We start from the raw sequence: 14,870 nt of genomic DNA on the forward strand, positions 1-14,870 counted from the left end.
GCCCCGGCGGCGCCAGGGCCAGTGCGACGAAACGCAGATTGCGCATCACCGGCTGCGCGGGGCGACGACAGGGTCAGCCGGCCGGATCGAGTTTCATGCTGCGCCAGCAGCACAGGGCACCGAGCAGGGCAACGACGCTGGCGGCCCAGAACGTGGCGGCGTAGCCCCAATGGCTGGCCAGGCTGGCGCCGGCCACACCGCCGAGCACGCCGGAACAGCCATAGCCCAACACCGAATACAGCGCCTGCCCTCGGCCACGCAGCCGGCCCGGGAAATAGCGCGTGACCAGCGCTATGCAGACCGTGTGCTGGGCAGCAAAGGTGATCGCGTGCAGGCACTGCGCCAGGATCAACAGGGCCAACCAGCCGCCGAAGGCCGCGGTGACGGCAAACCGCAGCGCCGCCAGCACAGCCGCCAGCAGCAACCAGGCGTGCGGTCGGGCTCGTTCCAGCAGCCGCCCCTGAAAGGCAAACCAGGCGATCTCGACGATGACGCCCACGCCCCAGAGCACGCCAACCATGGGCTTGCTATAGCCCAGCCCGTCCAGATAGAGGCTGAAGAAGACGTAGAGCGCCGAATGGGCCAGCACGGTCAGGAACACACCGGCAAAGAACCACTGCACCTCGCGGCGGCGCAGCACCGCCAGGATCGGTGGCGCCGGCTCATGGGCATGGTGGGCCTGCACCGGCTGCACCGGCAGGCGCAGCGCCGACCACAGCAGCAGCGCCAGCAAGGCCAGGATGGTCCAGGCAAAGCTGCCCATGCCGGCATGCTGGAACCACCAGCCGCCCAGCAGCACCGTGCTCAAGAAGCCGATCGAGCCCCAGACCCGTACCCGGCCATAGCGCCGCGCGTCCATGCCGCCGCTCTGCGTGATCAGCTGCGCGGCGACCACGGTTTCGGTCAGCGGCACAACGGCGGCATTGAAGAAGAACATCAGAAAGGCCGAGACGGCCAGCGTGGCGAAGCTGGGCGGCAGCAGGAAGCCGCAGGCCGAGATCAGGCAGGCCAGCGAGGCCCAGCGGATCAGCTGCACCCGTTGGCCGCTGCGGTCGGCCAGTGCGCCCCAGAGGTAAGGCGCGAACAGCCGGGTCCAGCTTTGCAGCGACACCAGCACGCCGATGGCAAACACCGGCAGGCCCAGCTCCTTGTACCAGAGCGGCGCGTAAGGATTGAAGGCGCCGATGCTGGTGAAGTAGGCGCAGGACATCAGCGCGCAAGCGCGCAGCGTTCGTTCGCTGTCGGCGGACGTGGCCGTATCGGCCATCAGGGCCGTTGCGCCGCGATGGCCGGCAGCTGGTGCTGCACATCACCGCACTGGGCGCGATGGCGCAGTGCATGGTCCATCAGCACCAGGGCCAGCATGGCCTCGGCGATGGGCGTGGCCCGGATGCCGACGCAGGGGTCGTGGCGACCGAAGGTCTCGACGGTGGACGGGCTGCCGGCGCGATCGATCGAGGCCTTGGGGCTGCGGATTGAGCTGGTGGGCTTGATCGCAATCGACACGCGCAAATCCTGGCCGGTCGAGATGCCGCCGAGCACGCCGCCGGCGTTGTTGCTGGCAAAGCCGGTGGGCGTCAGCTCATCGCCATGCTCGGTGCCACGCTGTGCCACCGAGGCAAAACCTGACCCTATCTCGACCCCCTTGACCGCGTTGATGCCCATCATCGCGTAGGCGATGTCAGCATCGAGCTTGTCAAACAGCGGCTCGCCGAGGCCGACCGGCACGCCGGTGGCTTCGACGAGGATGCGCGCGCCGCAGGAATCGCCGGCCTTGCGCAGCGCGTCCATATAGTCTTCTAGCGCCGCGATCTGGCTCGTATTGGCGGCAAAGAAGGGATTGGCGCCCACATGCTGCCAGCCTTCGAAGGCGATCTCCATCTCGCCCAGCTGGGTCATGCAGCCACGGAACTCGGTGCCGTACTGCTGCTTCAGCCATTTGCGCGCCACGGCGCCGGCGCCGACCATGGGCGCGGTCAGCCGCGCCGAGGAGCGCCCGCCGCCACGCGGATCACGCAGGCCGTACTTGCGCCAGTAGCTGTAGTCGGCATGGCCGGGGCGAAAGGTGTCGAGGATGTTGCCGTAGTCCTTGCTACGCTGGTCGGTGTTCTTGATCAGCAGGCAGATCGGTGTGCCGGTGGTCTGGCCCTCGTAGACGCCAGACAGGATCTCGACCGCATCGGGCTCGTTGCGCTGGGTGACATGGCGCGAGGTGCCCGGGCGGCGGCGATCCAGCTCGGGCTGGATATCGGCCTCGCTGAGCGCCAGACCCGGCGGGCAGCCATCGATCACGCAGCCAATCGCTGGGCCGTGGCTCTCGCCGAAATTCGTGACCCGGAACAACTCGCCAAAGGTGCTGCCTGACATGAGGAATCCAAAACACTTGCCACCGGACGACCCGGACCGCACTGATTCTATCGGTGGCCTGCTGGCGCAGAGGGCCAGGCAACGCCTGCCAAGCCTGCCCTGCCCAAAAACGAAAGCGGCCCGCGGGCCGCTTCATTGCAAAGCTAGCGCCGGCTCAGAGCTTGGGCTCGCTGGCGGCGGCGCCCTCTTCCTCAACCGGCCAATCGCGGATATAGGCCTTCAACATGCGGTTCTCGAAGTCCTGACTATCGACCACGGCCTTGGCCACGTCGTAGAAGGAGATCACGCCCATCAGCGTCTTGCCGTTGAGCACCGGCATGTAGCGGGCGTGGCGGCCCAGCATCATGCGGCGGACTTCGTCGATTTCGGTTTCCGGGGTGCAGGTCAGCGGGTGATCGTCCATCACGCTGCGCACCAGCGAGGTCCCGACGGTGCCGCCATTGCGCACCACGGCGGCAATCACCTCGCGGAAGGTCAGCATGCCGACCAGATCGCCGAACTCCATGACGACCAGCGAACCGATATCGCGTTCGGCCATGGCGGTGATCGCCTCGGCCAGCAATTGATCGGGTGAAACGGTGTAAAGGGTGTTGCCCTTGACGCGCAGGATGTCAGCGACTTTCATGTGGCGGCTCCTCGAAGAGCTGGCTGTGAAACCTGTGCCCAACATAGCACACAATCTGCCCATCAAACACATCGGAGACACCATGTCTGGCTATGCCGATCCCGGCTTTGACACCTTGGCGCTACACGCAGGGGCAGGACCTGACCCCACAACCGGCGCCCGTGCCGTGCCACTGCACCTGAGCACTTCTTTCGTCTTCGAGAATTCGGAGCACGCGGCCTCGCTGTTCAATATGGAACGCGCTGGTCATGTCTATTCGCGCATCTCCAACCCGACCACTGCGGTGTTCGAGGAGCGTGTGGCGGCGCTGGAGGGCGGCGTTGGCGCCATCGCCACGGCCAGCGGCCAGGCGGCGCTGCATCTCGCCATTGCCACGCTGGCAGGCGCCGGCTCGCACATCGTGGCCTCCAGTGCGCTCTATGGCGGTTCGCACAATCTGCTGCACTACACGCTGGCCCGCTTTGGGATCAGCACGACCTTCGTTCGCCCTGGCGATCTGGATGCCTGGCGCGCGGCGATCCGCCCGCAAACCAAACTGCTCTTTGGCGAGACGCTGGGCAATCCCGGCCTCGACGTGCTGGACATCGAAAGCGTCAGCAGCATCGCCCACGACGCCGGCCTGCCGCTGCTGGTCGACTCGACGCTGACCACGCCCTATCTGCTGCGCCCCTTCGAGCATGGCGCTGATCTGGTCTATCACTCGGCCACCAAGTTCCTGTCCGGCCACGGCACCGTGGTCGGCGGCGTGCTGGTCGATAGTGGCGCCTTTGACTGGCAGGCCGCGCACGACAAGAGCGGCCGCTTCCCCGAGTTGTGCGAGCCCTATGCGGGCTTTCATGGCATGGTGTTCAGCGAGGAAAGTACCGTCGGCGCCTTCCTGCTGCGCGCACGTCGCGAGGGCCTGCGCGACTTCGGCGCCTGCATGAGCCCGCACACCGCCTGGCTGATTCTGCAAGGCATAGAGACGCTGTCGCTGCGGATGGAGCGCCATGTCGGCAATGCGATGAAGGTGGCTGAGTTCCTGGCCGGCCATGCGATGGTCGAGCGGGTCGGTTACCCGGGCCTGGCCAGCCATCCCGACCACGCCCTGGCACAACGCCTGCTGCCGCGCGGCTGCGGCTCGGTGTTCAGCTTTGACCTGAAGGGCAGCCGCGAGCAGGGGCGGCGCTTCATCGAGGCACTGAAGATCTTCTCGCACCTGGCCAATGTGGGTGACTGCCGCTCGCTGGTGATCCACCCGGCCTCGACGACGCACTTCCGCATGGACGACGCCGCGCTGGCCCAGGCCGGCATCACGCCGGGGACGATACGCCTGTCCATCGGCCTGGAGGATGCCGATGACCTGATTGCCGATTTGAAGACAGCTTTGAAGATCGCCGCCAAGTAAGCCACGGAACCCCGAACAAGCATGAAACTCATCGTCGATGGCCGCGAGGCCTATGCCTATACCGGTGGCAAACCCCTGGATCCCAGCCTGCCCTGTGTCGTGTTCATCCACGGCGCGCTGCACGATCACAGCGTCTGGACGCTGCTGGCACGCTGGTTTGCCCATCATGGCCACTGCGTGCTGGCGCTCGATCTGCCCGGCCACGGCCGCAGTGCCGGGCCGGCCTTGGCCGATGTTCCTGCGCTGGGCGCCTGGGTGTTGAAGCTGCTGGATGCGGCGGGCATCGAACAGGCCGCCTATGTGGGCCACAGCATGGGCTCGCTGATCGCACTGGAGGCCGCTGCGCAGGCGCCTGAGCGCGCGCGGCGGCTGGTGATGGTGGGCACGGCCTACCCGATGAAGGTGTCCGAGGCACTGCTGAACACCTCACGCGAGGCGCCGCTGCAGGCCATGGACATGGTCAACACCTTCTCGCACAGCAGCACGGCGGCCAAGCCCTCTTACCCCGGCCCGGGCGCCTGGCTGCATGGCGGCAACCGGCAGCTGATGCGGCGCATGCAAGCCGGCTATGCCGACGGCAATCTGTTCGAGCACGATTTCAAGGTCTGCGACAGCTATGCCGGCGGTATCGAAGCCGCGGCGCGAGTCGCCTGCCCGGTGGGCTTTGTGCTTGGCGAACGCGATGCGATGACCAGTCCCAAGCAAAGCCAGCAGCTGGCCGAGTTGCTGAAGGCCCGGGTGCACAAGATTGCGGCTGGGCATTCACTGATGACGGAGGCGCCGGATCAGGTGTTGAATGCGCTGAGGACGCTGCTGGCTTGATCCTCAGCAGCGACTTTGCCCCGCAGCCCCCAGGAGTCGCCATGTCCGCACCTGCCAGCGATGTACAGAAGCTCGGCAGCTTTGCCGAGTTCTATGCCTTCTACCTCGGCGAGCACAGCAACCGCACCTGCCGGCGCCTGCACTTTCTCGGCTCGACGCTGGCGCTGCTCTGCCTGGCGCTGATGATCAGCGGCCAAGGTCTGTACTGGCTGGGCATCGGCCTTTTATGCGGCTACGGCTGCGCCTGGATTGGCCACTTCGTGTTCGAGAAGAACAAGCCCGCCTCGTTCAAACGGCCGCTGTACAGCTTTGCCGGCGACTGGGTGATGTACAAGGACATCTGGACCGGCAAGATCCCGTTCTGAGCCGGTCTCAAAGACCCAGCAGCGGGCGCAGTTCCTTCAGCATATCGGCCACCATGGCGCGCAGGTCATAGGCCGGCTTCCAGCCCCAGTCGCGTGCGGCAGCGCTGTCATCGATCGATTGCGGCCAGCTGGCGGCGATCTGCTGGCGGAAGTCGGGCGCGTACTCGATCTCGAAATTCGGCAGGTGTTCGCGGATGGCCGCGGCAATCTCCGCCGGCGTGAAGCTGCAGCCCGACAGGTTGTAGGAACCACGCTCCTGAATCGCCTCGGCAGGGGCCTCCATCAGCTCGATGGTGGCGCGCAAGGCGTCCGGCATGTACATCATCGGCAGGGCCTGGCCGGCCTCAAGAAAGCAGCTGTAGCGGCCGGCCTTCAGCGCGCCATGGAAGATGTCGACCGCGTAGTCGGTCGTGCCGCCGCCGGGCGGGGTCTTGTAGCTGATCAGGCCCGGGTAGCGCAGGCTGCGCACATCAACACCGTGCTTGGCGTGGTACCAGCGGCACCAGCCCTCGCCCGCCAGCTTGGAGATGCCGTAGACGGTGCTGGGGTCCATCACCGTGTCCTGCGGCGTGTGCTGCTGCGGCGTCTTGGGGCCGAAGGCGGCGATCGAGCTGGGCCAGAACACGCGGGCCAGCTTGTGCGTGCGGGCCAGCTCCAGCACATTGAGCAGACCCTTCATGTTCAGGTCCCAGGCCCACATCGGGTGCTTCTCGCCGGTGGCCGACAGCGCCGCGGCCAGCAGATAGATCTGCGTGATGCCATGGCGCTCGACGACGTTGGTGAGCGCCGCCGCGTCGGTGCAGTCCAGCATTTCGTGCACCAATGCCGGCACGCGGCCGGTGGGCGCGATATCGCTGGTGACGACGTTGGCATTGCCGTGGCGCAGCGCCAGCTCTTGGGCCAGCTCGGTACCGATCTGGCCATTGGCGCCGACGATGAGAATCTTGGTGGTCTGGGTCATGGGTGGCCCCTGCGTGCTGCGGGTCTGCTTGTCAATGAGGTGGCTGTTGGCGCTGCTGATGCCGATGTTTCAAGCGGGGATCAAACCCAGCTCGCGGCCGGCCTGGGTGAAAGCCGCGACGGCCTTTTCCAGGTGGTGGCGTTCATGCACGGCCGAGACCTGCACGCGGATGCGGGCCTGGCCCTTGGGCACAACCGGGAAGAAGAAGCCGACGGCATAGACGCCCAGCTCCAGCAGGCGCGCGCTGAGTTGCTGCGCCTTCACGGCGTCATAGACCATGATGGGCACGATGGGATGGGTGCCGGGCTTGATCTCGAAACCGGCGGCCTGGATGGCTTCGCGGAAGTAGGCGGTGTTGGCTTCCAGCTTATCGCGCAGTGCGGTCGAGCCCTCCAGGATGTCCAGCACCGCGATCGAAGCGCCAACGATGGACGGCGCCACGGTGTTGGAGAACAGATAGGGGCGCGAGCGCTGGCGCAGCAGCTCGATCACTTCCTTGCGGCCGGTGGTGAAACCGCCCGAGGCGCCGCCCAGGGCCTTGCCCAGCGTGCCGGTGATGATGTCGATCTTGCCGAAGACATTGCGGTACTCGTGCGTGCCGCGGCCGGTCTTGCCCATGAAGCCGCTGGCGTGGCATTCGTCGATGCCCAGCAGCGCGCCATAGCGGTCGGTGATCTCGCGGATCTTGTCCAGCTGGGCAATCGTGCCGTCCATCGAGAACACGCCGTCGGTGAACACCAGTGTGAAGCGCGCGCCGGCGGCCTTGGCCTCTTGCAGCTTGGCCTCCAGATCGGCCAGATCGTTGTGCTTGTAGCGCAAGCGCTTGGCCTTGCACAGGCGGATGCCGTCGATGATGGAAGCGTGGTTCAGCTCGTCGCTGATGATGGCATCCTGCTCGCCGAGCAGCGGCTCGAACAGGCCGCCATTGGCGTCGAAGGCGGCGGCGTAGAGGATGGTGTCTTCGGTGCCCATGAAGCGGGCGATGCGCGCTTCCAGGGTCTTGTGCAGGTCTTGGGTGCCGCAGATGAAACGCACCGACGACAGGCCGTAACCATGGGTGCGCAAGGCCTCGTGGGCGGCGGCAATGACGTCGGGATGCGAAGACAGGCCGAGGTAGTTGTTGGCGCAGAGATTGATCACGTCACGGCCATCGGCGGTGTGCACCTCGGCCCCTTGCGGCGTGGTGATGATGCGTTCGTTCTTGTAGAGGCCCGCCTCGCGGATGCCCTGCAGCTCGGTGCGCAGATGGGCGTAGAAATCTTCCGTGGTGGTCATGGCGCGTCTCCTGGTGCACAATTCATTAAACTGAACGCAGTTCGTTATATCGAACTGTTGTACAGTATCTCGGATTTGCATTTCAAGGTCAAGCCGCCCCCATGTCCTCGCCCGCTCCCGACACCCTCGAACCGCCGCGCGTTGGCGCCACCCTGCAGACGCTGCGCCAGGCGCAGGGCCTGTCCCTGGACGAGCTGTCGCGCCGCGCGGGCGTCTCCAAATCGATGTTGTCGCAGATCGAGCGCAATCAGGCCAATCCAACGGTGGCCGTGGTCTGGCGCCTGGCCAATGCCCTGCGGGTCGAGTTGTCTGAACTGCTGGGCGGCGAGCGCGCGGCGGCGCCGGCCATTGAGGTCGTGCCCGCACACAGCATCCCGGCGATGAGCAGCCCGGACGGCCTGTGCAAGCTGCGCATCCTCGGCCCCATCGACCTGGCCGGTCAGTTCGAGTGGTATGAGCTGACGGTGCAGCCCGGCGGCGCGCTGGAGTCAGCCGCCCATGAGCCAGGGTCACGCGAGCATCTGAGCGTGCTCAGCGGCGCCCTGGATGTCCATGCCGGCCAGGCCACACACAAGCTCAAGGCCGGCGAGACCGCCCGCTATGCGGTCGACGGGCCGCACGCGATTCGCAACAGCAGCAAGCAGATCGCGACCGCCTTGCTCGTCGTGCTGCACCCCTGATCAATCGGCGCGTTTGAACACGGCCGGATCGGCATCCAGCAGATCGGCCAGGCGCAATTCCTTCCAGCAGCTACAACGCCACAGCGCCTGCAGGCTTTCACTGCGGCTGGCCAGCATCTGCTCCAGCAGGGGCTCGGCCGGCGTCTCCCGGGGCGAGCACATCAGCACCAGACGCTGGGTGCCGGCCTCTTCGAGCCGGCCGACCCAGTCCATCGCGATCAAGCCGTCGAGCACCGGCTCCAGCTGCAGTGGATCAACACGCAGCCGCTCGGCCAGCGCCAGCATCGCCACACCGCCCTCGCCCACCTCGCGGCTGCGCCACAACTCGCGCAGGCTCTCGATCGCCAGTTCCAGTTGCAAACCCGGCACCTCATCGCGGCGCAGCGTGCGTCGCGTCAGGCTCGGTGCGTTGGCGGCCAGGATGGCGCCCAAAAGCACGATGGCCCAGCCGACATAGATCCAGATCAGGAAGATGGGCACGGTGGCAAAGGCACCGTAGAGCGTCGAATAGGTCGGCACCTTCTTTACATACCAGGCCAGCCCGGCCTTGGCGATGCTGAAGGCAATCGCCACAAACGCGCCACCGAGCAACGCATGCCGCCAGCGCACATGGGTGTTAGGCACGTAATGAAAGAGGCCAGCAATGGCTGCACCCAGCACCAGCATGTCCATGCTGTTCAGCAGCACCGACAGGCCCTGCGGCAGCTTGGTCACCAGGCCCTCGCCGGCCGAGATCAGATAGCTGGTCAGCGTCAGGCTGGCGCCAAGCAGCAAGGGGCCGAGCGTCAGTGCCGCCCAATACACCAACACCCGCTGCGCGATCGGGCGCGAGCGCCGCACCCGCCAGATCGCATTCAGCGTCCGGTCTATCGTCAACATCAGGGCCAGCGCGGAGACGCCGAGAAACACCAGGCCGACCGAGCCAAGCCGGCTGGCCTTGGCGGCAAACTGGCTGAGCGACAGCAGCACCGGCTTGGCAATGGTGTCGGGCACCAGGCTCTTGAGGAAATACTTCTGCAGTGCATCCTGAAAGGACGCAAACATCGGGAATGCGGTGAACAGCGCCAGCATCACCGTCAGCAGCGGCACCAGCGAGATCAGCGTGGTGAAGGTCAGGCTGCCGGCGGTCAGGCCCAAGCGGTCCTGCTTGAAGCGCTCGCGAAAGGTGCGCAGCGTCTGCAGCCAGGGCCAGCTGATGAAGTCGCTGAGGAACTGGGACAGCAGTGCAATCGGGTTGTGCGAGGCAGGCCTTGCCTCTGCAGCGCTTGGGGTTGGTGCGGGCGCGGAAGGGCCGGACTCAGGAAGCATGCTCATGCTGGCTATGATGCCAAACATGTCAAGCCCTCCCGCCTCTCACCCGAACGAAGCAGCGCTGCTGCGCAGCCAACCCAGCCCGGCCGAAGCCTTCTCACGCAATCTGGCCCTGCTGAGCATCGTGGCCTTGTTGCTGCTTTGCCTGGCTTGGGAGCTGTGGCTCGCACCCACCGGCCGCGGCACCTTGGCCATCAAGGCCTTGCCCTTGCTGCTGCCGCTGCTCGGACTGTGGCGCTACCGGCTCTACACCTTTCGCTGGCTGAGCCTGCTGGTCTGGGTCTATTTCGCCGAAGGCGCGGTGCGCGCGACCAGCGAGCATGGCTTGTCGGCCTGGATGGCCGTTGGCGAGCTGCTGCTCAGTGTGGCGATCTTTGTGGCCTGTGCACTGCAGGTGAGGCTGCGACTGGCGGCGGCCAAGCAGGCCTCAGCCTGAGTGTCACGGATGAATCAGCTGCCGCTGCTGAACGCCTTGCGCGCCCGGCTGGGCGAGGCACATGTGCTTGTTGGCGGCGATCTTTCGGCCTATGAACGCGACTGGCGCAAACGCTATCACGGCCGCGCGCTGGCCGTTGTTCGGCCCGGCAGCACGGCCGAGGTGGCCGAAGTCGTTCGTCTCGCGGCAGCGCATGGGGTCAGCATCGTGCCGCAGGGCGGCAATACCGGTCTGGTTGGTGGCGGCGTGCCGGATGAAAGCGGCGATCAGCTCTTGCTCAGTCTGTTGCGGCTGAACCGGGTGCGCGCGCTGGATGCGGCGAACCTGACGTTGACCGTCGAAGCTGGCTGCCTCCTGCAAACCGTGCAAGACCATGCCGCGGCAGCCGGCCTGCTGTTCCCGCTCAGCCTGGCCTCGGAAGGCAGTTGCACCATCGGTGGCAATCTGGCCAGCAACGCCGGTGGCACCCAGGTGCTGCGCTATGGCAATGCACGTGAGCTCTGCCTGGGGCTGGAGGTCGTGACCGCCGGCGGCGACGTGCTGCAAGGCTTGTCGGGCCTGCGCAAGGACAACAGCGGTTATGACTTGCGCGACCTGTTCATCGGCAGCGAAGGCACTCTGGGCATCATCACTGCGGCAACGCTGAAGCTCTACCCGGCGCCTCGCGCGCAACTCACCGCGCTGGCCAGCTGCGACAGCCTCGCGCAGGGCGTCGCCCTGCTCGGCCTGGCACAGCGGGTGGCGCAGGCCGGTCTCAGCGCTTTCGAGCTGATGAACCAGCAGTCACTGGCGCTGGTAGCACAGCACTTTGCGCAGCTGCGTCAGCCGCTGCCGGCGGCGCCCTGGACCGTGCTGCTCGAGCTGTCGGACCACGAGGGCGAGGATCATGCACGCGGCCTGCTCGAGGCGCTGCTGCAGCAGGCCTTGGGTGACGGCGTGATCAGCGATGCCGTCGTCGCCGAGAGCCTGGCGCAATCGCAAAGCCTGTGGCATTTACGCGAAGCCATCCCGCTGGCGCAAAGCGAGGAAGGCTTGAACATCAAGCACGATATCTCGCTGCCGGTGTCTGCAGCGGCTGGCTTCGTGGCCCAGATGAGCGAGCGCCTGGCCGCCGGCTGGCCGGGCATGCGCCTGGTCTGCTTCGGCCATCTCGGCGACGGCAATCTTCACTTCAATGTGCAGGCTCCGATGGGTGTCGATGCCGCCGCCTTTTTGCGCGAGCAGGAAGCCGCCGTCAACCGCGTGGTCTATGACGCGGTCTGTGCCCTGGGGGGCAGCATCTCGGCCGAGCATGGCATCGGCCAACTCAAACGCGAGGAATTGGCCGCCCGCAAGGACACGACGGCGCTGACCTTGATGCGGGCCATAAAAAAGGCCCTGGATCCCCAGGGCCTGTTCAATCCGAATCGCCTGCTCTAAGAGCGTTAGTCAGCCCCTGCCGGCTGCACCGGAGGGCGGCCGCGCAGCAGTTGCATCGGCTTGACGATCAGCAGGCGGAACACCAGGCGCACCAGCAGCAACGCCAGGATGGCCTCGACAAAGGTCAGCACGAAGGCGACGAAGGCATTCCAGCGCGCCTGCCGACGACCAAATTTGGCGAACATCCGGTCCTTGGCGATCTCGATGCTGTCGTAGAAGCTGGGGACGACCAGCAGCGTCAGCAGCGTAGAGGTGATGGTGCCACCGATGATGGCCACGGCCATGGGGCGGTAGAACTCGCCGCCATCGCCAACACCAATCGCCACTGGCAGCATGCCGGCGATCAGTGCAAACGTCGTCATCAGGATGGGGCGCAGACGCTTGCGGCCGGCGTGCATCAGCGCCTCCTCGCGATCCATGCCCTCGGCCTCTTCCTGGCGCGCTGCGTCCAGCAGCAGGATGGCGTTCTTGGCCACCAGGCCCATCAACATGATGATGCCGATGAAGCTCATCAGATTCAGCGTGCCATTGGTGAGCAACAGCGCCACGACCACGCCGATCAGCGACAGCGGCAGCGACAGCATCACGCCCATCGGTGCCGTGAAGGAGCCCATCTGCATGACCAGGATCAGGTACATCAGGCCAATGCCGCTGATCAGTGCGATGAACATGGCACCAAAGACCTCGTTCTGCGTTTCGGAATCGCCACCCAACTCCAGGCCATAGCCGGGCGGGAAGTCGATCGCCTTGGCGATCTTCAGCGCGTCGGCGGTCACCTCACCCGGGGAGCGGTCGTGGGCGTTGGCCGACACGGTGATTGTGCGTTTGCCATTGGCATGCTCGATCTGCGCCGGGCCACGGCCCATGCGGATGGTGGCGATCTGTTCCAGCGGCACCATGCGTCCGGTGCCCAGCACCGGCACCGGCAGGCGTTCGATATGGCTCAGGTCGACCCGGTCCTCGGGATGCAGGCGAACGGCCACGTCGCGGGTCTCGCCGGTCGGGTCAACCCAGTCGCCGACCTCGACGCCAGCAAAGGCAACGCGCAATGCCTGGGCAGCGTCGCCGACCGAGATGCCCAGCGAGTTGGCCAGGCCACGATTGAGCTCGATCTGCAACTCGTTCTGCGGCGCCTGCTCGGACAGGCCTACGTCCACAGCGCCCTTGACCTCACGCAGTTTGGCGATGAAATCATTGCTGATGTCCAGCAGCTTGCGCGCATCGGTGCCGTTGAACTGGATCTGCACCGGCTTCTGGCCGCCATTGTTCAGATTGGCCTGCACCGTGTATTCGGCGCCCACCAGGCGGTTGACCTTGCTGCGCAGATCGGCAGCGATGTCGTCGGCGCTGCGCTTGCGCGTCTTGGCCTTGCCGATGTCCACGTAAATCGTGCCGCCACCGACGTTGACGCGGCTGTTCGTAGCGACCGTCTCAGGGATGCTGCGTGCCAGCACGGCGGCCGACTCCAGCTTGGCTTTGGAGTACTCCAGATTGGTACTGGCCGGTGTGCGGACATTGACCATTAGCAGGCCCGCATCGGACGAAGGAATGAAGGTGGTGCCAAGAAACTTCGCGGCCAACACAATGGCGCCAACCAGACTGCCGACAGCAAAGGCAGCCATCCAGCGCCGGTGATGCAGCGCCCAGGCAATGACACGGCCATAGCGATCCGACTGGTGATCGAACCAGCTGTTGAAGCGCTCCAGCTGACGGCCGACAAAGCCGCGCGGCTGCTCATGCACATTCGGCGGATCACCCCAGTAGGCCGACAGCATCGGATCCAGCGTGAAGGAGATCAACAGACTGACCAGCACCGAGGCCACCACGGTCAGACCGAAGGGACGGAACCATTCGCCGGACACGCCAGGCATGAAGGCCACTGGAATGAACACGGCCACGATGGAGAAGGTGGTCGCGGCCACGGCCAGGCCAATTTCGGCCGTGCCGTTGAGCGCCGCGGTGCGGCGGTCAGAGCCACGCTCCATATGTCTGACGATGTTCTCGCGCACGACGATGGCGTCGTCGATCAGCACACCAATCGCCAGCGACAGGCCCAAGAGGCTCATGAAGTTCAGCGTGAAGCCGCACAGCCAGACGGCGATGAAGGCGGCGATCACCGAGGTCGGCAGCGACAGCGCGGTGATCAGTGTCGAGCGCCAGGAATTCAGGAAGACATAGACGACGGCAATCGTCAGGCCGGCACCAAAGACCAGCGCGTGGATGACGTTGTTCAGGTTCTCCTGCGACTCCTCGCCGGAATCCCGGGTGACGACCAGCGTCGTACCCTTGGGCAAGCCTGCACGCAGCTGCTCGGCCACCTTCTGCACTTCCTTGGCCACGGTCACCGTCGAGGCGTCGCGTGAGCGGGTGATGGCAATGCCTACATTGGGATGGCCGTTGCGAACGCTGAAGCTGCTCAACTCAGCGAAGCCATCTTGGATGTCGGCCAGCTGGCCCAGGCGGATCGACTCATTGCCGTTGTGCTTGACCACAACCTGGCGGAAGTCGGCCGGTGCCTCGATGCGGCCCTGCAGACGGATGCTCTGATCCTCCATCTGTCCACGGACCTTGCCCACCGGCACCGAGATGTTCTGCGCCCGCAGCGCCGCCACCACGTCGGTGACCGAGACGTTGTACTCGCGCAGTTTCTCCGCACGCAGCAGCACGCTCAGCTCACGGCGCAGCGCCCCGCTGACGTTGACCGTGGCCACCCCACTGATGGCGCGGAACTTGTCGGCCATTTGGTCTTCGGCCATGCGGCTGATCTCGGCATGGCTGAGCGAGTCGGACGACAGCGCCAGCTGCATCACCGGTTCGGCCGACACATCAAAGCGCTGCAGCACTGGCTCGCGCATCTCGACCGGCAGCTTGTAGCGCACCGTGGCGATGGCATTGCGCACATCGTCGGCCGCCTCGATCAGGTTCTTGCTGAAGTTGAAGATCAGCGTGAACTCGGCAGCACCTTCGCGCGAAGTCGAATTGACCTTGCGCACGCCGGCCAGGCCTTGCAGCGATTTCTCAATCCGGTTGACGACTTCGCGCTCGACGGTATCCGGCGACGCACCCGGGTAGGCAATGCTCAGGAAGAGCATCGGTTCCTGGACATCCGGGATCGAGTTGACGCGCAGCTTCTTCAGCGCCATCAGCCCCAGGCACATCACCGAGATGATGATGACGATGGTCGCGATCGGCTTCTTGATACTGAAATTGGACAGGAACATG

The 14,870-nt window shown here is 65.5% G+C and carries 13 protein-coding genes; 6 read left to right on the forward strand and 7 right to left on the reverse strand.

Annotated features, from left to right (window positions below):
• Positions 1-73: 73 nt before the first annotated feature.
• The 3 genes from RQP53_RS00705 to RQP53_RS00715 all read right to left on the reverse strand — a co-directional run bounded on the left by RQP53_RS00705 (position 74) and on the right by RQP53_RS00715 (position 2,992).
• A complete protein-coding gene (locus RQP53_RS00705; RefSeq protein WP_315648020.1) occupies positions 74-1,267 on the reverse strand; it encodes an MFS transporter in 1,194 nt (397 codons plus the stop codon).
• Positions 1,267-2,367, reverse strand: coding sequence for a chorismate synthase (gene aroC, locus RQP53_RS00710; RefSeq protein WP_315648021.1), 1,101 nt, complete (start codon positions 2,365-2,367; stop codon positions 1,267-1,269). Before aroC ends, RQP53_RS00705 begins: the two co-directional genes overlap by 1 nt.
• 154 nt (positions 2,368-2,521) lie before the next feature.
• The gene (locus RQP53_RS00715; protein ID WP_315648022.1) at positions 2,522-2,992 is read right to left on the reverse strand and encodes a CBS domain-containing protein; all 471 of its coding nucleotides are present in this window, start codon (positions 2,990-2,992) and stop codon (positions 2,522-2,524) included.
• Positions 2,993-3,074: 82 nt separating this feature from the next.
• Here RQP53_RS00715 and RQP53_RS00720 point away from each other — a divergent pair, with 82 nt between their 5' ends.
• Genes RQP53_RS00720 through RQP53_RS00730 form a run of 3 tightly spaced genes read left to right on the forward strand, consistent with a single transcriptional unit; the run spans position 3,075 to position 5,566 of the window.
• Positions 3,075-4,379 (forward strand): O-acetylhomoserine aminocarboxypropyltransferase, encoded by a 1,305-nt coding sequence (locus RQP53_RS00720; RefSeq protein WP_315648023.1) that lies wholly within the window; start codon positions 3,075-3,077, stop codon positions 4,377-4,379.
• Between the two features lie 21 nt (positions 4,380-4,400).
• Positions 4,401-5,201: an alpha/beta fold hydrolase gene (locus tag RQP53_RS00725; protein WP_315648024.1), complete on the forward strand. Its 801-nt coding sequence runs from the start codon at positions 4,401-4,403 to the stop codon at positions 5,199-5,201.
• Between the two features lie 41 nt (positions 5,202-5,242).
• A complete protein-coding gene (locus RQP53_RS00730; RefSeq protein WP_315648026.1) occupies positions 5,243-5,566 on the forward strand; it encodes an Mpo1-like protein in 324 nt (107 codons plus the stop codon).
• A 7-nt stretch (positions 5,567-5,573) separates the two neighbouring features.
• Here RQP53_RS00730 and RQP53_RS00735 read toward each other — a convergent pair whose 3' ends face one another.
• Both RQP53_RS00735 and kbl read right to left on the reverse strand, forming a co-directional pair.
• Positions 5,574-6,527, reverse strand: a complete 954-nt coding sequence (locus tag RQP53_RS00735) for an NAD-dependent epimerase/dehydratase family protein (protein ID WP_315648027.1) — start codon at positions 6,525-6,527, stop codon at positions 5,574-5,576.
• A 69-nt stretch (positions 6,528-6,596) separates the two neighbouring features.
• The gene (gene kbl, locus RQP53_RS00740) at positions 6,597-7,802 is read right to left on the reverse strand and encodes a glycine C-acetyltransferase (RefSeq protein WP_315648028.1); all 1,206 of its coding nucleotides are present in this window, start codon (positions 7,800-7,802) and stop codon (positions 6,597-6,599) included.
• 101 nt (positions 7,803-7,903) lie between these two features.
• Between kbl and RQP53_RS00745 the strand changes: the two genes are divergently transcribed.
• Positions 7,904-8,482: a helix-turn-helix domain-containing protein gene (locus RQP53_RS00745; RefSeq protein ID WP_315648029.1), complete on the forward strand. Its 579-nt coding sequence runs from the start codon at positions 7,904-7,906 to the stop codon at positions 8,480-8,482.
• Here the strand turns inward: RQP53_RS00745 and RQP53_RS00750 are convergent, their stop codons facing one another.
• A complete protein-coding gene (locus RQP53_RS00750; protein WP_315648030.1) occupies positions 8,483-9,796 on the reverse strand; it encodes a YihY family inner membrane protein in 1,314 nt (437 codons plus the stop codon). It abuts the gene before it with no gap.
• A 19-nt stretch (positions 9,797-9,815) separates the two neighbouring features.
• On the opposite strand from RQP53_RS00750, the gene RQP53_RS00755 reads away from it, so the two are divergent.
• Together RQP53_RS00755 and RQP53_RS00760 are read left to right on the forward strand one after the other, a co-directional pair.
• Entirely contained in the window at positions 9,816-10,229 is a 414-nt protein-coding gene (locus tag RQP53_RS00755; protein ID WP_315648031.1) for a DUF2069 domain-containing protein, read from the forward strand.
• Between the two features lie 9 nt (positions 10,230-10,238).
• The gene (locus tag RQP53_RS00760) at positions 10,239-11,648 is read left to right on the forward strand and encodes an FAD-binding oxidoreductase (protein WP_315648032.1); all 1,410 of its coding nucleotides are present in this window, start codon (positions 10,239-10,241) and stop codon (positions 11,646-11,648) included.
• Positions 11,649-11,653: 5 nt separating this feature from the next.
• On the opposite strand, the gene RQP53_RS00765 is transcribed toward RQP53_RS00760, so the two are convergent.
• Positions 11,654-14,869, reverse strand: a complete 3,216-nt coding sequence (locus RQP53_RS00765) for an efflux RND transporter permease subunit (protein WP_315648033.1) — start codon at positions 14,867-14,869, stop codon at positions 11,654-11,656.
• Position 14,870 lies beyond the last annotated feature (1 nt).

The organism is Roseateles aquae, assembly GCF_032337115.1.
Classification (GTDB): domain Bacteria; phylum Pseudomonadota; class Gammaproteobacteria; order Burkholderiales; family Burkholderiaceae_C; genus Roseateles_C; species Roseateles_C aquae.